The organism is Devosia sp. 2618 (genome assembly GCF_040546815.1).
Classification (GTDB): domain Bacteria; phylum Pseudomonadota; class Alphaproteobacteria; order Rhizobiales; family Devosiaceae; genus Devosia.
Genome location: NZ_JBEPOO010000001.1, coordinates 2,172,402 through 2,192,091 on the forward strand (window position 1 = coordinate 2,172,402; position 19,690 = coordinate 2,192,091).

Annotated in this window: 18 protein-coding genes; 10 read left to right on the forward strand and 8 right to left on the reverse strand. The window is 60.8% G+C overall.

The annotated features are described in order from the left end of the window. Positions 1 to 211: 211 nt before the first annotated feature. From ABIE28_RS11025 to ABIE28_RS11055, 7 genes are all read right to left on the reverse strand, one after another. Positions 212 to 712 (reverse strand): GAF domain-containing protein, encoded by a 501-nt coding sequence (locus ABIE28_RS11025; RefSeq protein WP_354062867.1) that lies wholly within the window; start codon positions 710 to 712, stop codon positions 212 to 214. Next, positions 709 to 2,331 (reverse strand): diguanylate cyclase, encoded by a 1,623-nt coding sequence (locus tag ABIE28_RS11030; protein ID WP_354062869.1) that lies wholly within the window; start codon positions 2,329 to 2,331, stop codon positions 709 to 711. The genes ABIE28_RS11025 and ABIE28_RS11030 overlap by 4 nt, the downstream gene beginning before the upstream one ends. 83 nt (positions 2,332 to 2,414) lie before the next feature. Then, a complete protein-coding gene (locus ABIE28_RS11035; protein WP_354062871.1) occupies positions 2,415 to 3,449 on the reverse strand; it encodes a sulfate/molybdate ABC transporter ATP-binding protein in 1,035 nt (344 codons plus the stop codon). 16 nt (positions 3,450 to 3,465) lie between these two features. Further along, positions 3,466 to 4,335: a sulfate ABC transporter permease subunit CysW gene (cysW, locus tag ABIE28_RS11040; protein ID WP_502913382.1), complete on the reverse strand. Its 870-nt coding sequence runs from the start codon at positions 4,333 to 4,335 to the stop codon at positions 3,466 to 3,468. After that, a complete protein-coding gene (gene cysT / locus ABIE28_RS11045; RefSeq protein WP_354066436.1) occupies positions 4,325 to 5,182 on the reverse strand; it encodes a sulfate ABC transporter permease subunit CysT in 858 nt (285 codons plus the stop codon). Before cysT ends, cysW begins: the two co-directional genes overlap by 11 nt. 227 nt (positions 5,183 to 5,409) lie before the next feature. After that, on the reverse strand, positions 5,410 to 5,904 hold the full coding sequence (locus ABIE28_RS11050) for a group III truncated hemoglobin (RefSeq protein ID WP_354062875.1): 495 nt from the start codon (positions 5,902 to 5,904) through the stop codon (positions 5,410 to 5,412). Next, positions 5,901 to 6,503, reverse strand: a complete 603-nt coding sequence (locus ABIE28_RS11055) for a helix-turn-helix transcriptional regulator (protein ID WP_354066437.1) — start codon at positions 6,501 to 6,503, stop codon at positions 5,901 to 5,903. Before ABIE28_RS11055 ends, ABIE28_RS11050 begins: the two co-directional genes overlap by 4 nt. 191 nt (positions 6,504 to 6,694) lie before the next feature. On the opposite strand from ABIE28_RS11055, the gene ABIE28_RS11060 reads away from it, so the two are divergent. From ABIE28_RS11060 to ABIE28_RS11075, 4 genes are all read left to right on the forward strand, one after another. Then, positions 6,695 to 7,297 (forward strand): superoxide dismutase, encoded by a 603-nt coding sequence (locus ABIE28_RS11060; RefSeq protein ID WP_354062877.1) that lies wholly within the window; start codon positions 6,695 to 6,697, stop codon positions 7,295 to 7,297. 84 nt (positions 7,298 to 7,381) lie between these two features. Then, on the forward strand, positions 7,382 to 7,720 hold the full coding sequence (gene fdxA, locus ABIE28_RS11065) for a ferredoxin FdxA (protein WP_354062879.1): 339 nt from the start codon (positions 7,382 to 7,384) through the stop codon (positions 7,718 to 7,720). Further along, entirely contained in the window at positions 7,717 to 8,268 is a 552-nt protein-coding gene (locus ABIE28_RS11070) for a flavin reductase family protein (RefSeq protein WP_354062881.1), read from the forward strand. Before fdxA ends, ABIE28_RS11070 begins: the two co-directional genes overlap by 4 nt. Before the next feature lie 92 nt (positions 8,269 to 8,360). Continuing rightward, positions 8,361 to 8,639, forward strand: a complete 279-nt coding sequence (locus tag ABIE28_RS11075; protein ID WP_354062883.1) for a DUF6894 family protein — start codon at positions 8,361 to 8,363, stop codon at positions 8,637 to 8,639. 141 nt (positions 8,640 to 8,780) lie between these two features. On the opposite strand, the gene ABIE28_RS11080 is transcribed toward ABIE28_RS11075, so the two are convergent. Beyond that, complete coding sequence (locus ABIE28_RS11080) at positions 8,781 to 9,809, reverse strand: sulfate ABC transporter substrate-binding protein (RefSeq protein ID WP_354062885.1); 1,029 nt, start codon at positions 9,807 to 9,809, stop codon at positions 8,781 to 8,783. A 303-nt stretch (positions 9,810 to 10,112) separates the two neighbouring features. Here ABIE28_RS11080 and ABIE28_RS11085 point away from each other — a divergent pair, with 303 nt between their 5' ends. From ABIE28_RS11085 to ABIE28_RS11110, 6 genes are all read left to right on the forward strand, one after another. Next, positions 10,113 to 14,816, forward strand: coding sequence for an NAD-glutamate dehydrogenase (locus tag ABIE28_RS11085; protein ID WP_354062887.1), 4,704 nt, complete (start codon positions 10,113 to 10,115; stop codon positions 14,814 to 14,816). Between the two features lie 89 nt (positions 14,817 to 14,905). After that, positions 14,906 to 15,856 (forward strand): class 1 fructose-bisphosphatase, encoded by a 951-nt coding sequence (locus ABIE28_RS11090; RefSeq protein ID WP_354062889.1) that lies wholly within the window; start codon positions 14,906 to 14,908, stop codon positions 15,854 to 15,856. Between the two features lie 112 nt (positions 15,857 to 15,968). Beyond that, positions 15,969 to 17,234, forward strand: coding sequence for an AGE family epimerase/isomerase (locus ABIE28_RS11095; RefSeq protein ID WP_354062891.1), 1,266 nt, complete (start codon positions 15,969 to 15,971; stop codon positions 17,232 to 17,234). Positions 17,235 to 17,308: 74 nt separating this feature from the next. Then, positions 17,309 to 18,181, forward strand: coding sequence for a carboxylating nicotinate-nucleotide diphosphorylase (gene nadC / locus ABIE28_RS11100; protein ID WP_354062893.1), 873 nt, complete (start codon positions 17,309 to 17,311; stop codon positions 18,179 to 18,181). Continuing rightward, complete coding sequence (gene cysQ / locus ABIE28_RS11105) at positions 18,178 to 18,999, forward strand: 3'(2'),5'-bisphosphate nucleotidase CysQ (RefSeq protein ID WP_354062895.1); 822 nt, start codon at positions 18,178 to 18,180, stop codon at positions 18,997 to 18,999. The genes nadC and cysQ overlap by 4 nt, the downstream gene beginning before the upstream one ends. A 131-nt stretch (positions 19,000 to 19,130) precedes the next feature. Continuing rightward, a complete protein-coding gene (locus ABIE28_RS11110; RefSeq protein WP_354062897.1) occupies positions 19,131 to 19,679 on the forward strand; it encodes a PadR family transcriptional regulator in 549 nt (182 codons plus the stop codon). Positions 19,680 to 19,690: the final 11 nt, after the last annotated feature.

Consider the following 19,690-nt stretch of genomic DNA (forward strand, 5'->3'; position numbering starts at 1 on the left):
AGCACTAAAAATTTTTTACTTCAAGACAGCTATTGCTGGAATGTGGAAGTCGTTCTTCAATGTCGCTTGCCCCACAGACGGCCCGAAAACGCCCACCGCCTCAGGCGGCGAGCGCCGTCCTCTGGACGGACCAGTGGGTATCGATTAGCTTGGGCCGAGTGCTTCCACCAAGCGCAGGCACGTTACATGGGGGTAACGTGCCCGTCTGAGCTTAGAGCTCGAAGTGATTGCGCAGGATAAGAAAAACGGCGACGGCCGGCACGATGAGGTTCGCGGCCTGCTCGATGGCGGCGTCCGGATAGCTGCCTTCTGCATCGAGAATATTGATGGTGCCGAGCAGGTCATTGCCGGCCATGATCGGCACGCTGATCGAGGCGTTGCAGCCCAGCGTGCGGATCAGTGCGAGATCGGGGAAATTGCCTTCCATGCCGGCCGCCGTGTTGATCGCCGTGATCCGACGCTCGGTCTGCATGGCGCGGAACCAGTCATCAATGACGATCAGCTTGGTGCCGAGCAGCGGGTAAACATCGGGGTGGCTGGAATAAACTCGGCGCACGTGACCGGCGGCCATATTGATCGCGGTCAACGTGAAGAGGTGCGCCGGCAAGATGGTCGCGGCCAGTTCGTGCAACGCCGCGCCAGTTTCGGCGGGGTCACGAAAGCGGGCGAGTTTTTCTTCAAAGGTGCGGAAGGCAGCGGCGTGGGCGGTCATGCGGAAAGTCGATTCTTTTCGAGAGTGTAGTCAGCGGACTGAGACCTCGTCGAAAAATCGCCACCCACCACACAATCGCGGCCATTCGCCTTGGCTTGGTAGAGGCGCGTATCGGCAAGCTGCATCAATTCGCCCGCGGGCTCATAGCCGGTGCCAACCGACAAGCCAATACTGATCGTGACGCCAAGCCTCTCACCCAGATCGGAGAAGTCCCGGGCCGCCACGGCGGTCCGAAGCCCTTCGCAAGCCGCAAAGGCTGCGACCGCCGAAGCATTCGGCAACACCAGTGCGAACTCTTCGCCGCCCAACCGGGCGACGTGGCCGCTTTCGCCAATCGCGTCGGCCATCAAACGGGCGACGCGCTGCAGAACCACATCGCCCACAATGTGCGAGTGGCGGTCATTGATGGTTTTGAAGTGGTCGAGATCGACGATCGCCACCGAAAACGGCGTACCAGCGAGACGCTCAAGGTTTTGATCGAAGCTGCGGCGGTTGGCGATGCCGGTCAAGGGATCGGCCATGGCCTGATCGGCAAGGAAGGCCGCGTGGCTGCGCAAACGCTCGGTTTCGACGCGAATTTCCTCGATGCGCGCGAGACGACCAGCGTTTTCGCCAGTCTGGCGAACATAGAGCGCGTGGAAACGCTTATGCATTGCCAGCGCCTCATGCACCTTGCCATTGACCTCAAGGATTTCGGCAAGCTTGCAGGCGGCATTTACCTGGTGATCGAGCTGGCTGGCGGCGTCAGCCAGCGTCAGGGCCTGCCGCACCATGTCCTCAGCCTCCGAGGCCCTGCCCAACCGCATGAGCACGTCACCCTGCACATACTGGCGCACAATGGTGAGGCTTGGGCCGGGATCACCTGGCAGAAGCAAGCAACGATCAAGGCACGCCAACGCCGCATCGAACTGCCCCTCAAGGGCCAGAAACTCGGCGCTGTTGCAGAGGGCAACGCGCATGGTCCAGAAATCGCCGCTCAGTTCGGCTTTCTCGACAGCGCGCGCACTGAACGCAATGGCGGCGTTGCGTTCGATACTCGCGCGGTCCCGCTCGCCCAGCGCGTCGGCAGCTTCGGCCTGCTTGGCAGAGGCAAAGCCCAGATTGAGTACGTAGTATGCCTCGGCAGCAACATTGCCACTGGTGCTGGCCATGGCGACGGAGCGCTCGATCAGTTCGATACCCAGAACCTCCTCGCGGCACAGAACCAGCACAACGCCTTTGATGTTGAGTGCGAAGGCCAGGACGGCGGCGTCCTCCGCTGTCTCGGCGATGGTCAAGGCACGGGTCGCGGTCTCGAAAGCTTCGTCGCTAAAGCCGAAATCGAGCAGCAGGATGGCTTCGACCGCCAGCCCGCGCGCCAGTTCGGCCTGGTTGCCAATGCGCTCCCACAGCCATTTGGCGCCCATGGCGCATTCAAGACCCTGCTCGGGCCGCCCCAAACGAAAGCAGGCCCAAGACATTTCGCAGAGGCACGTCGCCATCAGTTCGGGATGGCCAGACTCTTCAGCCAAAGCATAGACGGCGCGGAATTCGAGCAGCGCGTCTTCGCACTGTCCGGCTCGCAGCAGCCTCGTACCGCGCAAAAAACGATCTGCAATAGTCGTGTCGAGATCGCCCATCAGTGAACCGTCGTGACCTTGGGTGAGTACCTAAGGAACGATCCTAGGACAATTTTGCTAACAAGCTGATTGCTTTTTAGCTGTCAGCTCGGAAACAGTGTCCAGCGGCGAGGACGAAACGCAATGCGGGTCTTGTCGCCAGCCGGGTGATCGAAGGGCAGATCGACTTCGACCCTGTGGCCATCCCCGCCGATTTCGACCTCGACTCGGCGAGTGCCGCCAACGCGGCGCGATGCGGTGACAACGCCGGCCAGCGCGGCATCGCCTTCGACCACTTCGACGTCGTGCGGGCGGAAGAACAGGCGCGCCTGACCACTCGGCGTATCCCCAGCCGGCACGCCAATGGCTCGACCACCGATCCAGAGTTCGTTGTTTTCGACGGTAACGGGGAGTTCGCTCGACTCACCGATGAAGCCGAAAACGAAGGGCGACGTGGGTTCGTCATAGACAGTATCGGGGGTGCCGACCTGTTCGATCTTACCTTGGCTCATCACGCAGAGACGGTCGGAGAGTTCAAGGGCCTCTTCCTGATCGTGGGTGACGAAAACGGTGGTGTGGCCGGTGCGGTCATGGATTTCGCGCAGCCACTTGCGCAGCTCGCGGCGCACCTGCGCATCGAGCGCGCCGAATGGCTCATCAAGCAGCAGAACAGCCGGTTCGATGGCAAGGGCGCGGGCCAGAGCAACGCGCTGACGCTGGCCGCCGGAAAGCTGGTTTGGATAGCGTTTTTCGAGGCCAGAGAGTTGGACCAGATCAAGCAGCTCCATGGCGCGACGGCGGATTTCACCGGCCGGTGGGCGGCTGGAGCGCGGACGGACCTTTAGGCCAAATGAGATGTTTTCGAGGATCGTCATGTGGCGGAACAGGGCATAGTGCTGGAACACGAAGCCGATATTGCGCTCCTGCACGGACTTTTCGGAGGCGTCGGTGTCTCCGAAGTAAATCTTGCCGGCTGTGGGCATTTCGAGGCCAGCGATGAGGCGCAACAAGGTAGTCTTGCCCGAGCCGGACGGCCCCAGCAGCGCAATCAGTTCGCCCGAACGAATATCGAGCGACACATCGTGCAGCGCCGGGAACCGGTCGAATTCCTTGCGCACGTTTTGAACGCGAACTTCCATAAACCCCAAACCCTATTCAGTGACCGCTAGCGGCGATTTCTTCGTTGAAACGCCATTCCAGTGCAGACTTCAATATCAGCGTGACCAAAGCGAGCAAGGCCAGCAGCGATGCCAGGGCGAAGGCCGCCGCGGCGTTGTATTCGTTGTAGAGCATTTCCACCTGCAACGGCATGGTGGTGGTCTGGCCGCGGATCTTGCCCGAGACCACGGCGACAGCACCAAATTCGCCCATGGCGCGGGCATTGCATAGCAGCACGCCGTAGAGCAGGCCCCATTTGATATTGGGCAACGTGACGCGCCAGAAGGTTTGCCAGCCGTTTGCGCCGAGTGATAGAGCCGCCTCTTCGTCGCCAGTGCCCTGATCCTGCATCAGCGGGATCAACTCGCGGGCGACGAAGGGGAAGGTGACGAAAATCGTCGCCAACACGATGCCGGGCAGCGCGAACAGGACCTCGATGCCGTAGCTCTTGAGGAAGGGGCCGAGAAAGCTCCCTGCCCCGAACAGCAGCACGTAGACGAGGCCCGAGATAACCGGCGACACCGAGAACGGCAGGTCGATCAAGGTGATAAGAAATGCCTTACCCTTGAACTCGAACTTGGCAATGGCCCATGAGGCGGAGATGCCAAACACGACGTTGAGCGGCACGGCGATGGCGGCCACCAGTAGCGTCAAGCGAATGGCGGCCTGCGCGTCCTTTTCAACGAGCGCGGCGAAATAGGCGCCGATGCCTTTGCTGAAGGCTTCGTGGAACACCGCATAGAGCGGCAGGACCAGAACGATGGCCATGAACAGCAAGGCAATACCGATCAGCACCCACTGTACGAAGCGGCTTTCACTGGTTGGCGAGATGCGGCGTTTGGTGCGGGCGCGGAGCTTAGTTGCCATAGCCATACCTCTTGCGGCTCCAGGCCTGGATCAGGTTGATAAACAGCAGCATGGCAAAGGAAATCAGCAGCATGACCATAGCGATGGCCGTGGCGCCGCCATAGTTGAATTCCTGCAGGCGGATATAGATCAGCAGCGGCGCGATTTCCGACACGAACGGGATATTGCCCGCGATGAAGATGATCGAGCCGTATTCACCCACCGCACGGGCGAAAGCCAGCGCGAAGCCTGTCAGGATAGCGGGCATCAGGCTGGGCAGGATGACATGGAAGATGGTCTGGAAGCGGTTGGCGCCGAGGGTGGCACTGGCTTCTTCAACCTCGTGGCTGACCTCTTCAAGGATCGGCTGAATGGTGCGGACGACGAAGGGCAGGCCGATAAAGATCATGGCGATAACGATGCCGGCTGGGGTGTAGGCAATGCGCCAGCCGAGTGGGGCAAAGATGGAGCCGACTGTGCCGTTTGGCGCGTAAATCGCCGTCAACGCGATACCGGCCACGGCAGTTGGCAGCGCGAAAGGCAAATCAATGATGGCATCGAAAATGCGGCGACCGGGGAAGCGGTAGCGGACCAGGACCCAGGCGATCAGCGTGCCGAACACCACATTGACGCCAGCGGCGATCAGCGCGGTGACGAAGCTGACGCGCAGCGAGCCAAGTACGCGGGCGTCGGTGGCGGCGGCCCAGAAGCCAGCGGGACCCAGCCCAGCGGCGCGGACGGCCAGAGCGGCCAGCGGAATCAGGATGATCAGCGAGAAATACGTGAGGGTGAAACCCAGGGTCAGTCCAAAGCCGGGGATGACGCTATGCTGGCGAAAACTCCAGGCGCGGCGCGGCGCAGTCGAAATGGCGGCGCTCAAGCGGCAGGCCCATAAGCAGTTTTGGCAGCGTGGTGCATGTCGACCTCTCAACCCGGTTCGGCAGAGGCAAACCTAGAGGATTGGGCCGATTTATCAAAGGTGACGCGTGGCGTTTGCAGAAAGCCGGAGGGAAAAATATTCTGCGGGGGCGAAGGGTGGGAGATTCCGGCGAGAAATTGCACTTAGATTTAGGGCCCTAGGAGCAATTTGTGTCGTTACTCCTTCGGCGGCGCCCACACTGGCGTCTCTCGGTCCAGCGGGCCCATGCGGCTGATGTCTTCGCCGCGGCGCATCGCGATGTTCATGCGGAAGCTGTTGCCGATACGTTCGGACCGTTCGATGAAGAGCACTGCGATGTCAGGTGGGCAGAGGACTTCGGCGGTGCGGCGGAACAGAGCGAGCCAGCGCATGAAGTGGGCGTCGGAGAGTTCGGGGATGGCCATGTGCTTGGGCATGGGGCGACCGGCATAGCGGCCGGTGCCGAGCAGCATGGAGCTCCAGAAATCGGTGATGGTATCTATGTGACGAGGCCAGGCTTCGGGCGCGATGACGCGATTGAACACCGGGCCGATGACCGGATCGCGGCGCGCATCGGCGTAAAACTGTTCGACCACAGCGCGGACCATCGCTTCGTCGAGGCCGGCTGGCGTTTCCCAGCCGACACGCTCATGGCGCGTGCCTACGGGTGGACGCGAATTGTCGTCGGTCATCCGTCGATCTCCCGAATGGCGTAACTGCAGCGGCGGCCCCCGGCGACGATATGTTCGTCGCGAACGACACTGACCTCGGGACCGAGGACGGCACGGAAGACGTCGAGCTCGGCACGACAAAAGCCTTGGCAAGCGGTTGCGGCGGCGCAGATCGGGCAGTGATTTTCGATCAGGGTCAGCGAGCCGTCAGCCTCCTCGCGCCAGTCGGCCATGTAGCCTTCGGCGCTGCGCAGATCGGCAAGTGCGGCGACCTTTTCATTCAGGCTCATCTGGTCGGCGATGACGGCTTCATAAGCCGCGCGGGTTTCGGCTTCGCGGGCAGAAATCAGGGTATCGAGGGCTACGTCGCCCAGTGAGGCTTTGACGATACCCAGCAATTGTACGGTGAGCGCCGCGTGGGTGTCGGGAAAGCGTGCTTGAGCGGCGGGCGTCAGGCTCCAGCTTTGCGTCGGGCGCCCTACCCCCTTGGCTTCGCTGGTGGCTACGACCAAACCTTCGTCGGCCAGTCGCGCCAATTGCTGACGGGCAGCTTCACCGGTGGTGCCAAGCTGCTTGCCCAATACGGCCGAGGATAGCGCGCCGTGCATTTTGAGCGCCATCAGCACGCGCTCGGCCGGGCTGCGCGGCGACCACGCCACGTTTGGGGCGACGCTGTCGGTACGCACAGTATTTTCCAAGTTCTGGCTTGACATATTCTCGTCAGAGGTTTTCAAAGTCATCACTTGGAAATTAAATTGTACGGCTCAAAATTGCAAGGGCCGCGCACAAACCTCCTGAGGAGACTGCAAAAATGGCATTCGAACTTCCCGCCCTGCCTTACGCCCATTCAGCGCTGGCCGAACGCGGCATGAGCCAGGAAACCCTGGAACTGCATCACGACAAGCATCACCAAGCCTATGTTACCGCACTCAATGGCTTCGTTGATAAGAACGTCGATCTTGCTGACAAGTCGCTGGAAGAGATCATCGCATTTGCCAATGGCAAGGCGGACCTCGCGCCTGTGTTCAACAATGCCGGTCAGCACTGGAACCACATCCATTTCTGGAACGCCCTATCGCCGAACGGCGGCAAGCTGGGTGGCAAGCTGGAAGCCAAGATCGTCAGCGACCTGGGCAGCGTCGATGCCTTCAAGGAGCAGTTCAAGACTGCAGCGACGACGCAGTTTGGCTCGGGTTGGGCATGGCTGGTGCTGGGCACAGAAGGCAAGCTCAAGGTCACCAAGACGCCAAATGGCTCGAACCCACTGGCGACCGGCGAAGGCAAGCCGCTGCTGGGTCTCGATGTGTGGGAGCACAGCTATTACGTCGACTTCCGCAATCGCCGTCCAGACTACGTGACCAACTTCCTCGACAAGCTTGCGAACTATGAGTTTGCGGAAGCCAATCTGGGCTGAGCGCAATAGCTCCACCGCGCTCTGCCACAGGGCGCGGTGGTTTTCGGGCTCAACTTGGTTGGCAGCTCTAGAAGAGACTTTTCGATGACCTATGTCGTTACTGAAGACTGCATTGCCTGCAAGCATATGGATTGCGTGGAGGTTTGCCCCGTGGATTGCTTCTACGAAGGCGAGAACATGCTGGTCATCAATCCGGACGAGTGCATAGATTGTGGTGTGTGTGAACCTGAGTGTCCGATTGACGCCATCAAGCCGGATATGGAACGGGGCATTGAGCCTTGGATTGAGCTGAACCGCAAATATGCGCGGCGCTGGCCGAATATCGTTGAAAAGGGAGCGCCGCCGGCCGATGCAAAGGCTATGGAAGGCGTGCCCAACAAGCTCCGCGACCTGTTTTCAGAACAGCCCGGAGAAGGATCGTGAATAAGCTGATGGTCGACTTTGAACTGCCTGACACCCTGAAATTGCGCCCTGCGCGGCGCCCATTGGTAGGCAATGCCGAATTCCGCGCGGCCATGTCGGCTATGGCATCGACTGTCAGTGTTGTAACCGCCAGACGCGGCGACGAGCGGATCGGGCGGACGGTCACCTCGATGCTGTCGCTATCGATGAACCCGCCGACGATTTTGATTTCGATCGACATCATGAGCCGGCTGGCCGATCTGATCGCCAAGACGGGTGGATTTTCGTTTGCTGTGCTGGCTGACGACCAGTCCCCAGTGGCCGATGCTTTTGCCGGCCGCGTCGAGGCGCCGGAGCGGTTCAACACCGGCAGTTGGGCCGAATGGCCGTCGGGACATCCGATGCTGCAGGGCGCGGTGACGACACTCGATTGCGACGTGATCGGCTCCATCGAAACGGGCACGCATGTGCTATTTGCCGGGGCTATCATTGAGGTGGAAACAACGACAAGCCGCACCCCACTGGTGTGGCAGCGCCATCAATATCACGGCATCGGCGGGCTCGACTGACAGACGGGAAACTGCCAAGCTGCCGCAGGTGACTAGCCCTGCCTTGCAAGCCTCGGGCGGGGTTCGGCATTTTCCCGTTGAGGGAGGCACGATTGCCCAAGTTCTACTTTCATTATCGTACCGATGACGAGCTGATTCCGGACGTGAACGGCAGCGATCTGCCGGACTTGGAAGCGGCCGAACACAATGCCGCTGCGCTCGCGAAGGCCATCGTCGAACAAGCCGCCAATACGGGCGGCGATACGCGCGTACCGCGCTCCATTGAAATCACCGACGCGGCGGGCGAAGAGCTGCTCTATCTCGTGTTCTGGGCTGGGCCGAAGCTGGACGATGGTCCGGCAACAGTGCTGGAGCCGACGACAGTTCACTAGGCTGCGACTGGCACGCCCTCGTGGTTTGAGGCTCGTGAAGAACTCGCACCTCGCCATGAGGGCTAATGGGGCGTCACAGGAGAACACAGCAAAACGCCGACCCGAAGGCCGGCGTTTTTATCGTCTGGGAGGACGAAACTGTTAGCCGGGAGTGCCGGTGTAAATCTGGTCGAACACGCCGCCGTCACCGAAGAAGTGTGGCTGCGCTTCGCGCCAGCCGCCGAAGTCCTCGATGGTCACGAGATTGACCTTGCCGAAGCGGGCAATGTCTTCAGGATTGGCAGCAGCCGGGTTGGTTGGGCGGTAGTAGTGCTTGGCAGCGATAGCCTGCCCCTCATCGGAATAGAGATATTCAAGATAGGCCTCGGCCAGATCGCGGGTGCCCTTCTTGTCGACATTGCCGTCGACGATGGCGACTGGAGGCTCGGCCAGGATCGAGATCGATGGGGTGACGATATCGAAGGCGTCTGGACCGAGTTCTTCAAGGGCCAAGTAAGCTTCGTTTTCCCAAGCGAGCAGGACGTCGCCAATGCCGCGCTGCACGAATGTTGTGGTCGAGCCACGCGCGCCGGTATCGAGCACGGGTACGTGCTTGTAGAGATCGGTGACGAAAGCCTGCGCTGTTTCATCGGAGCCGCCGGGCTGTGCCTTTGCCCAGGCCCAGGCTGCCAGAAGGTTCCAGCGTGCGCCGCCGGAGGTCTTTGGATTTGGCGTGATCACTTCGACGCCGTCATGGACCAGATCACCCCAATCGGCGATTGCCTTTGGGTTGCCCTTGCGGACCAGGAAAACGATGGTCGAGGTATAGGGGGCGTTGTTGTTGGCAAAGGTGCCGCGCCAGTCGGGACGGATCAGCTTATTGTCCGCATCGGAAATGGCGTTGATGTCGCTTTCGAGCGCCAGCGTCACGACGTCTGCTTCGAGTCCGTCGATGACAGTGCGGGCCTGAGCGCCGGAACCACCATGGGTCACCTGAACGTCCACAGTTTCTTTTGTGGCATCCAGCCAGTGCTTGATGAAGGCGGCGTCAAAATCACGGTAGAGTTCGCGTGTCGGATCGTAGCTGACATTGATCAGCGTACGCTCCTGTGCGTGGGTGGTTACTGCAAAGCCGAGCGACAAGGACGCGGCAAGGGCAGTATAGGCCAGGAATTTGGTTGCGTTCTTCATCTCTGTCTCCCGCTGAGATCGAATGATTAAAGACTACCAGAACGCTAGTGTATCTCAAGGCTTGGGCCTAGCGTCCGAAGGCTGTGCCGAGAAAACAGTTTGCTTGAATTTGAGCAAGGCGGGCAAAAAGATCGCTTCACATCGTCGTGGGCGGCGGCAAACGCAAATCCATTCCTAATCATTACCCGGTCAACAATGCCTCAAAGCCGTCACCAAGATAGAGCTTTAGGGTGATATCCCTGTTTGAGGGACGACACAGGCGATTTGCCTGCCTAGACTGGCTGAAGCGTTAGGAGACTTTGAATGAACCAGGCATCATCGAACCGCCCATCCCTGCTGGGACGGGTTACCGAACTCGCGACGAGCGATGCGGGGTTTAGCTGGTTCCTGAAGGCTGCGGTGATGGCAACCGATCCCGAGGATCTGGCGCGTCAGGACCCGGCGGCGTTCGAAGCGATTCTGCGGCAATCATACGATCACCTGCTTGCCTACTCGGGCGACAGCAGCAGACTGACGACCATTGAGCCTGCGCAGTCAGGCGATCCGCTGGTGATCGATATCATCTCGCCGGACATGCCGTTCATCGTCGATAGCGCACTGGCGGCAGTGCGCGCGGGGGGCGGTTCGGTGCGCCTGTTCAGCCATCCGGTGGTGCGGGTCGACAATGGTGCTGTAAGCCCGACCAGCGGACGTGCGCTGAGCATCCTGCATATTCACAGCGATCCTGTGGCGGACACTGAGGCGCTGGCGACCGAGCTCAAGGCGACGATGGCGGAAGTGACGGCGGCGGTGCGCGACTGGCAGCCGATGCTGGAACGGCTGCGGCGGTCGCTGGCGGCGCTCGAATCAAGCGAACTGGCCCAGCGTGACGAGCCGCTGAAGTTTCTCGACTGGCTGATCGAGCACAATTTCACCTTCCTGGGGCTGCGCGAATACCACGTTGCTGGCGATGGTCTGGTGCCCGTCGATGGGAGCGGGCTCGGCATCATGCGCGACCCCGATTTCAAGGTGCTGCGCAGCGGCCCGAGCTTTGTGGAATCGACGCCACAGCATGCCGACTTCATGGCCTCGAACGAACCGCTGCTGGTGACCAAGGCCAATGTGCGCAGCCGTGTGCATCGCCGCACCCACATGGATTATGTGGGCATCAAGACCTATGGCAGCGACGGTCAGGCCACGGGCGAACTGCGCATTGTCGGCCTCTTCACGGCGCAGGCCATGGCGACGCCCCATACCGATGTGCCGATTATCCGGCGCAAGATTGCGGCCGTAATGCGCAAGTCAGGCGTAGATCCGCTGGGCCATGACGGCCGGGCACTGCTGAGCGCTCTCGACAGCTATCCGCGCGACGAACTTTTCCAGATCGAAGTCGAGCAGCTGTTCGAATTCGCGACCGCGATTGCAGGGCTTTATGACCGGCCACGCGTGCGGGTTCTGCCGCGCATCGACCGGTTCGACAATTTCGTCTCTATTCTCGTCTACGTGCCGCGCGATCGCTATGACGGTGAAGCGCGGGCGCGCATCACGCGCTATCTAGCGCAAGCCTATGACGGACGCGTTTCGGCGTTTTATCCGCACTTCCCGGAAGGGGAACTGGTGCGGCTGCATGTGATTATCGGCCGCGTGGCGGGGCCAACCCCGCAGCCAAGCCGCGCAGAACTAGAAGCACGCGTAGATGCGCTTACCTCCAATTTTGGCGATACGCTTTGGGCCACGGCCGAAGACCCAGCAGCGATCAGCGATTATCGCGGCGCGTTTTCGCCGGCCTATCAGTCGCGCAATACGGCGGCTGATGCGCATCTCGATATTGCGGCGCTGCGGCAGTTGGGCGACAGCGGCGAGATTGCCATTCGCCTGCGCGAGCGGACTGGGACAGACGGCGCGCTGGGGCTCAAATTCTACCACCGCGAAAGCGCTATTCCGCTGAGCGACCGCGTCCCAATGCTCGAAGCATTCGGCTTTCGAGTGATCGACGAGCGGACCTATACGATTGTGCCGCGCGACGGCGTCGAGCGCTATTTGCACGACATGGTGCTGGAGCCGGCTGACGGCAGCAGTATCGACCTCGGCGCGCGCGGCGCGGCTATCGAAGCCGGGCTGCTGGCAGTCTGGAACCGCTTCGCCGAAAGCGATCAGCTCAATACGCTGGTGACGACCACGGCGCTCAACTGGAACGATGCGGCGCTGCTGCGGGCCCTGTCGCGCTATCTGCGGCAGATCGGAACGTCTTACTCGCAGCGCTATGTTGCGGCCGTACTGGTCAAACAGGCGGAGGCGGCATCGGCGCTGGTGGCGCTGTTTGATGCGCTGCATAACCCCAACGAGACCGAACCGGTTTCCCGTGCGGAAGCTGCGCGCGAACGGATCATGGTGGCGCTCGACGGCATGGCGTCGCTGGACGAAGACAAAATCGTTCGCCGCTTCCTCAATCTCATCGAAGCATCGGTGCGGACCAATGCGTTCCAGCGCGATGACGCTGGCAATCGCATGCCGGCGCTGGCCATCAAGTTCAACAGCCATCTGGTCGATGGCATGGCCGAGCCCCGCCCCTATCGCGAGATTTCGGTCTATTCGCCTCGCGTCGAAGGCGTGCATCTGCGCTTTGGCGCGATTGCGCGCGGCGGTTTGCGCTGGTCGGATCGACCTGAGGATTTCCGAACCGAGGTATTGGGGCTGGTCAAGGCTCAGCAGGTCAAGAATGCGGTGATCGTCCCGGTGGGCGCCAAGGGCGGCTTTGTGCCCAAATATCTGACGCCGGGGATGCCACGCGAAGCGATTCAAGCAGAGGGCGTCGCGGCCTACAAGATCTTCATCGGCTCGCTGCTCGATGTGACCGACAATCTGGTCGAGGGTGCCGTCGTGCCACCGCGCAATGTAGTGCGTCGTGATGGTGACGATCCTTACCTCGTGGTCGCGGCCGACAAGGGCACAGCAAGCTTTTCAGACACCGCCAATGGCATCGCCATTTCGCGTGGCTTCTGGCTGGGCGACGCATTCGCCTCTGGCGGTTCGGCCGGTTATGACCACAAGGGCATGGGCATCACCGCGCGGGGCGGCTGGGAATCGGTCAAGCGCCACTTCCGCGAGATGGACCGCGACATTCAGAACGAGCCATTCACTGTGGCAGGCGTTGGCGACATGAGCGGCGACGTGTTCGGCAATGGCATGTTGCTGAGCCCGGAAATCCGGCTGGTGGCGGCATTCGACCACCGCGATATTTTCATCGATCCAAACCCGGACACCGTCACGGGCCTTGCCGAGCGGCAGCGGCTATTCGCCCTGCCCCGCTCCAGCTGGCAGGACTATGACAAGTCGTTGATTTCGACCGGCGGCGGCGTGTTCTCGCGCAGCCTTAAGTCCATTCCGCTAAGCAGCGAAATACGGGCGGCACTGGGCATTACCGCCACTCACGCGACACCGACTGAGGTGATGACGGCCATCTTGAAGGCCGAAGTCGACCTGCTGTGGTTTGGCGGCATCGGGACCTATATCCGCTCGAGTCTTGAAACGGACGCCGATGTTGGCGACCGCGCCAATGACGTGATCCGCATCGTCGGAGGCGACGTGCGGGCCAAGGTTGTGGGCGAAGGCGCCAATCTGGGCGTAACGCAACGCGGGCGCATCGAATACGCGCTCAAAGGCGGCCGCATCAATACCGACGCCATCGACAACTCGGCCGGCGTGAATTCGAGCGATCTCGAGGTCAACATCAAGATCGCGCTGGCGCCATTGCTGGCCGACGGGTCGCTGACGCTGGAAGCACGCAACGCGTTCCTGGTAACGATGACCGATGAGGTCGCGGCACTGTGCCTGCGCAACAACTATCTACAGGGTCTGGCGATCTCGGTGGCGCAGCGGGCCGGGCTTGGCGCTCTCCCTGACCACCGCGAACTGATCGAGCAGCTGGAACGCCGCGGCCTGCTGGACCGGCTGGTGGAATTCCTGCCCACCGATGTGGCGATGGATGTGCGCAGTGCTGGTGGCACCGCTTTGACCAGGCCCGAACTGGCCGTGATCCTCGCATACGCCAAGCTGACCCTTTACGCCGATCTGCTGGAGGGACCATCGATTGACGACGGTTATCTGGCCGGCGAGCTGTTCCGCTACTTCCCCGAAACGCTGCACACGACGTATCCCGATGCAGTCACCCATCACCGGCTGAAGCGTGAAGTGATCGCTACGGTGCTGGCAAACGCGCTGATCAACCGCGGTGGTCCGGCCTTTGTGACCGAACTGATGGCCGCAACCAGCGCCAGCCCAGGCGAGATTGCCCTGGCCTATTCGGCTACCCGCGACGTTTATGGCTTCACCGCGCTCAATGCGGCTATCGACGCGCTAGATGGTAAGGTGGCCGGCGAGGTGCAGCTTTCGCTCTATGCCGAAACGTCAGACCTTTTGCGCCGGGAAACGCTGTGGTTCCTGCGCAATGCCGACGTGACCGAGGGGCTGGCAAGCCTTGTCGAGCGCCACGCGGCGGGCGTCGCCACGCTCAAGACATTGCTGCCGGGGGTCTTGCCTCCAGCGGCGCAGGACGAAATCGGCCAGCGCGTGACAGCGCTTGTCGAACAGGGTGTGCCCGAAGAGACCGCACGAGCCATCGCCGAACTCAAGGTGCTGAGCTATGCCAGCGACATCGTGCTGGTCAGTGAGCGGCGCGGCGTTTCGGTGGCGGATGGCGCAGCGGCGTTCTTTGGCGTGTTCGCGGCGTTCACCCTGCTGCCAGTGATGGATCAGGGTCGTGCGATCCAGCCCACCGACCGGTTTGACAGGATGGCTTTGGACCGCGCATTGGCCAACGTGATGCGTGCCCAGCGCGATCTGACAGCGGATGCCCTCAAGTCCGGTGACGGCCCGGTTGCCGAGCGGCTGGACGCCTGGGCCGGCGCACAGAAGGCCGGGATCGAGCGGACGGCGGCGGCGGTAGTTGAGCTGACGCAGGGCACACTGACCGTATCTCGTCTGTCGGTCGCGGCAGGTCTTTTGGCCGATCTGGCACGCGAGGTCTGATTGGCGGCGAAGCACATCGAAAGTCGACCTTGAATGCGGGCTCAGGATGGTGAGACTAGGAGCACCCCTCCTCCTCACCAGAGTACCTGATGACCACCACCCTTGCCGAATGGCTCGCCGCCCAGCCTGTCGACCAGAAGCTCGCGCGCGCAGTCGCCACCATGGCGGCTGCCAGTGCGGAAATCGCGGCAGTGCTGCGCATTGCGCCAATCGAGGGCGAAACGGGGCTGGCCGGGCATACCAATGTGCAGGGCGAAGCGCAGAAGTTGCTCGACGTGATCTCAAACGACATTGTTTTGAATCACATAGGCCAGAATTCCGACATTTCGATTCTGGTGTCGGAAGAACTGGATGAGGCCGTTCACTTCGACAATGGCGGCGCATTACTCGTGGCGACCGATCCGCTGGATGGATCTTCAAACCTCGACGTAAACGTTACTGTCGGCACGATCTTTTCCATTCTCGATGCGAGCAAGGGCCTGCTGCAGAAGGGCTCTGCCCAGCTGGCGGCCGGCTATGCCGCCTACGGTCCGTCGACCAGCTTCGTTCTGACCTTTGGCACTTCGGTTGCGGTCTTCACGCTCGACCAAAGCGACACCTTCGTTTTGACCAAGGACAAGGTGGCTGTGTCTCCTGCCTCTGGGGAATACGCCATCAACACGGCGCGCGAGCGGTTCTGGGACGCGGCGACTAAGGGTTATGTCGACGAGAACGTGGCGGGCGAAACCGGTCTGGCCGGCAAACGCTACAATATGCGCTGGGTTGGCTCGATGGTGGCCGATATTCACCGCATCCTGATGCGCGGCGGTATTTTCCTTTATCCGCTCGATAGCGAGACGCTGGAAAAAGGCGGCCGCTTGCGCCTGCTCTATGAAGGCAATCCAATGGCGCTGATCGTTACGGCAGCCGGTGGCAAGGCGACGACCGGGCGTAAGAATATTCTCGATATCCAGCCGACCGATATCCACCAACGCGTGCCGGTGGTGCTTGGATCATCCGAGGAAGTGACCCGCGTGGAAGCGTGGTACAAAAAGGCGTAACTGTCTGACTGCACTGCTGCCAACCGCGCAATATTGCAACGTTTCTACAGTCTAGATATAGCTCGTTATAGATGTTGAGCTGGCGCATCTGCTTCGCCGGCCGGGAGCTATCATGACCGAGGTCAGCCTGCCCAAGACTAATTCGAGCCCATGGCCGAGCCGTCCATTCCACCGACAGTATCTGATGCGGCAGGCGAACAATTTGTTCGACTTTTACCAGGCTCCGTCGATCAATCCCAAGGGCGGGTTTTTCGAGCTGGATGATGATGGCAAGCCGCTCGACGCGGATAACTCCACGCGCCAGATCCACATCACGGCGCGCATGATCCATTGCTTTGCCATCGGCAGCCTGATCGGGCGGCCGGGATCTGACGAAATCGTCGATCACGGCATGCAGTATTTGTGGAACCACCACCGTGATCAAAAGCATGGCGGTTACGTGTGGTCGCTAGACGACAATGGCCCCAAGGACGACACCAAGCAGGCCTATGGGCATGCTTTCGTCATGCTGGCAGCTTCGAGCGCCAAGCTGATCGGTCATCCCCTCGCCGACCAGATGCTGGCTGACATCACGCAGGTGATCAACCAGCGCCTCTGGGACGACAAGGTTGGCGCAGTGCGCGAAGAGTTCGCCAATGACTGGTCGCCGATCACCAAGTATCGTGGCCAGAATTCCAACATGCACCTCACCGAAGCGCTGATGGGCGCTTTCGAGGCAACTGGTGACTGGCATTATCTCGAAAAAGCAGAGCGCATCGCCGAGCTGATCATCAACAAGAACGCGGTGCCGCTGGGCTACCGGGTGGCCGAGCATTTCGACGAGAACTGGGTGCTCGACAAGGACTATCTCGGCTCTGAGATGTTCCGCCCATCTGGCGCGACGCCCGGTCATTGGCTGGAATGGTCGCGACTGCTCTATCAGCTGTGGATTTTGGGTGAGAAGCGCCTAAGCTGGATGACCGGTGCGGCGCGCGAGCTGTTCCGGCAGGCGGTTGCGCTGGGGTGGGACCAGAACTATGGCGGGTTCTTCTATACGCTCGACTGGGACAACAAGCCCATGATGCGCGAAAAGCTGTGGTGGCCAGTGAGCGAAGCGATTGGCGCGTCGGCCTATATCGCGGCTTTTGACAATGATGACTATTTCCAGAGCTGGTATCGCAAGCTGTGGGACTTTGCCGAGAACCACATCATCGACCACAAGCGTGGTGGATGGTTGAGCGAGCTCAAGGAAGACCTGACGCCAACGGGTCGCCTGTTTGTCGGCAAGCCGGACATTTATCATGCTCTCCAGGCTTGTCTAATCCCGCTTTATCCATCGACCGGGAGCCTGACCAAGGCGATCATCGAGGCGGACCACACCATTAAGCAGCACCATTAGGGTGCTGCGCGGCTGGCGGTTGCCAGCATGGTCGGGGGCGCGTACATCAGCGCCACGTTTGAGAGGCCCCTCCGATGTCGTTTGCTGATCGCCTGCCCGCCCAATTGCCGCGCGTTTTGATCGACCGTGCCGTTTCGGCGGCGCTGGAGGAAGATCTGGGGCTGGCCGGCGACCTCACCAGTCAGGCCACGCTGCACCCCAATGCAAGGGCGACAGCATCGCTGTCGGCAAGGGAGCCGGGTGTGATTGCCGGGCTGGAACTGGCTGCGGCGGCATTTCGACTGGTTGGCGACGGTGTGACGTTTGAGCCAAAGGTTGCCGATGGTGACCGGGTCGAAGCTGGTGGCGTCGTGGCGACGGTCAGCGGCCCTGCCCGGCTGGTGATGTCGGGAGAGCGGGTCGCGCTTAACTTCCTCAATCATTTGAGCGGCATCGCGACACTGACGCGCGAATATGCCGATGCGGTAGCCGGAACCGGCGCGCAAATCTGCGACACCCGCAAGACGACACCGGGCCTTCGCGCCTTCCAGAAATACGCGGTGCGCTGCGGCGGCGGGGCCAATCACCGCTATTCGCTCGACGACGCCATCCTGATCAAGGACAACCACATCGCTGTCTCGGGCAGCGTCACGGCCGCCTACAAGGCCGCCGAAGCCTTTGCCGGCCATCTGGTGGCCATCGAGATCGAAGTGCAGACGCTGGCCGAGCTCGAAGAAGCGCTGGCTGCGGGTGCTCGCGTGATCCTGCTCGACAATATGGACAATGATCTGCTGCGGCGAGCGGTTGAGATCAATGCCGGCCGGGCCAAGTTGGAAGCATCGGGCGGGGTAAAGCTCGAACGGGTTCGCTCTATCGGTGAAACGGGCGTCGACTATATTTCGACGAGCCAGATCACCATGGCGGCCAAGCCACTCGATCTGGGGCTCGATGTGGTGGTGGAACAGTGAACCAGGCGCCAACCGATCAGGCTTTGACCAAGCTGGTGCTGGACGCATCCATTGCGGCAGCGCGTGTCATTCTCGATGTCTATTCCCGGCCGATTGCTGCTGTTGAGAAGGCGGACGGCTCGCCGGTGACGGAAGCGGATGCGGCGGCTGAAGCCGTGATCCTTGATTGGTTGAGGCCAACCGGTATTCCGGTGCTCGGTGAGGAAAGCGTTGCGGCCAGCATCATTCCGGAGCTTGGCGACCGCTATTTTGTCGTCGATCCGCTGGATGGCACCAAAGAATTCATCAAGCGCAATGGCGAGTTCACCGTCAATATCGCCCTGGTCGAACACGGCGTACCGGTGCTGGGCGTCGTGCTTGCACCGGTGACGGGCGAGACCTTTATCGGTGACGCAACGGGCGCATGGTTCTGCAACACGCTCGATGGGATCGGTTCGGATCGGCGGTCGATTTCGGTGGCTTCGGCAATACGACTGCGGATCGTTGCCAGCCGCTCACATGGGCATGTCGCGCTGGCTTCGTTGTGCGAAACTTTGAATGTCGAAGCCGACGTTTCGGTCGGTTCGTCACTGAAATTCTGCCTGTTGGCCCGCGGCGATGCGCAGCTTTACCCGCGATTTACCCCGACCAGCGAATGGGACACTGCAGCGGGTCAAGCGGTGCTAGAAGCCGCCGGCGGGGCAGTCGTGACGCTTGATGGCGCACGGATGACCTATGGCAAGCATGACCTTGGATTTCTCAATCCGTACTTCGTTGCCGCGTCCAGCATGGAGCTGGCGCAGCGGGCGGCGGGCGAAATGGTCAAGTTGCTCGACTAAACAGGTAGCCATGCAACCTGATCTTAACTGATCTACCCGAAGAGCTGCTTCGTACAACTTGCGCAAATCTTGTCGGGCATATACAGAACCGGCATATATCAGCCCAGCATATGCTCGGGCGGAGCCAGCGCATGAACGTCCGGACACTCTGCCTATCGATCCTTTATGAATGTGACGCGACCGGATACGAAATCCGGCGGCTTTGCGTTGAGGGCGAGTGCGCCTATTTCATCGAGGCCAGTTTTGGTTCGATCTACCCTGCCCTCGCCAAGCTTGAGGATGAAGGGCTACTGAAGAGCCGCACCGAACAGCAAAGCGGCAAGCCGTCCAAGAAGGTCTATTCGATCACCGACGCAGGCCGCGCTGCTTTTATTGAGGAACTATCGGCTCCGCTTGGCGAAGATGTGTTCCGGAGCCCGTTCCTGCTCTTTGCTCGCTTCGCCAATATTTTGCCACGCGATATCGTGGAAATGCGGGCGAATGAACATCTCGAAAGTACTATCGCTTCCCATAAGAAACTGGAAGAAGCGTTTCAACAACGTAGCAGCAATGCTGCTGACACATGGGTCATCAATTACGGTCGTGCTATGATGGAGCTTGCCGAGAGGCATATGCGCTCCCATATGCACGAACTGATCACAATGGCGCGAGCCGAGCCGTCAAAAGACGCGGCTGAGTAAAGGGGCTACTT

Bases quoted from the DNA above. Each gene is read 5' to 3' on its own strand.
- ABIE28_RS11025 (WP_354062867.1), bottom strand. From the start codon at position 712: ATGACCGCCCACGCCGCTGCCTTCCGCACCTTTGAAGAAAAACTCGCC.
- ABIE28_RS11030 (WP_354062869.1), bottom strand. From the start codon at position 2,331: ATGGGCGATCTCGACACGACTATTGCAGATCGTTTTTTGCGCGGTACG.
- ABIE28_RS11035 (WP_354062871.1), bottom strand. From the start codon at position 3,449: ATGGAAGTTCGCGTTCAAAACGTGCGCAAGGAATTCGACCGGTTCCCG.
- cysW (WP_502913382.1), bottom strand. From the start codon at position 4,335: ATGGCAACTAAGCTCCGCGCCCGCACCAAACGCCGCATCTCGCCAACC.
- ABIE28_RS11050 (WP_354062875.1), bottom strand. From the start codon at position 5,904: ATGACCGACGACAATTCGCGTCCACCCGTAGGCACGCGCCATGAGCGT.
- ABIE28_RS11055 (WP_354066437.1), bottom strand. From the start codon at position 6,503: ATGGCGCTCAAAATGCACGGCGCGCTATCCTCGGCCGTATTGGGCAAG.
- ABIE28_RS11060 (WP_354062877.1), top strand. From the start codon at position 6,695: ATGGCATTCGAACTTCCCGCCCTGCCTTACGCCCATTCAGCGCTGGCC.
- fdxA (WP_354062879.1), top strand. From the start codon at position 7,382: ATGACCTATGTCGTTACTGAAGACTGCATTGCCTGCAAGCATATGGAT.
- ABIE28_RS11080 (WP_354062885.1), bottom strand. From the start codon at position 9,809: ATGAAGAACGCAACCAAATTCCTGGCCTATACTGCCCTTGCCGCGTCC.
- ABIE28_RS11085 (WP_354062887.1), top strand. From the start codon at position 10,113: ATGAACCAGGCATCATCGAACCGCCCATCCCTGCTGGGACGGGTTACC.
- ABIE28_RS11090 (WP_354062889.1), top strand. From the start codon at position 14,906: ATGACCACCACCCTTGCCGAATGGCTCGCCGCCCAGCCTGTCGACCAG.
- ABIE28_RS11095 (WP_354062891.1), top strand. From the start codon at position 15,969: ATGACCGAGGTCAGCCTGCCCAAGACTAATTCGAGCCCATGGCCGAGC.
- nadC (WP_354062893.1), top strand. From the start codon at position 17,309: ATGTCGTTTGCTGATCGCCTGCCCGCCCAATTGCCGCGCGTTTTGATC.
- ABIE28_RS11110 (WP_354062897.1), top strand. From the start codon at position 19,131: ATGAACGTCCGGACACTCTGCCTATCGATCCTTTATGAATGTGACGCG.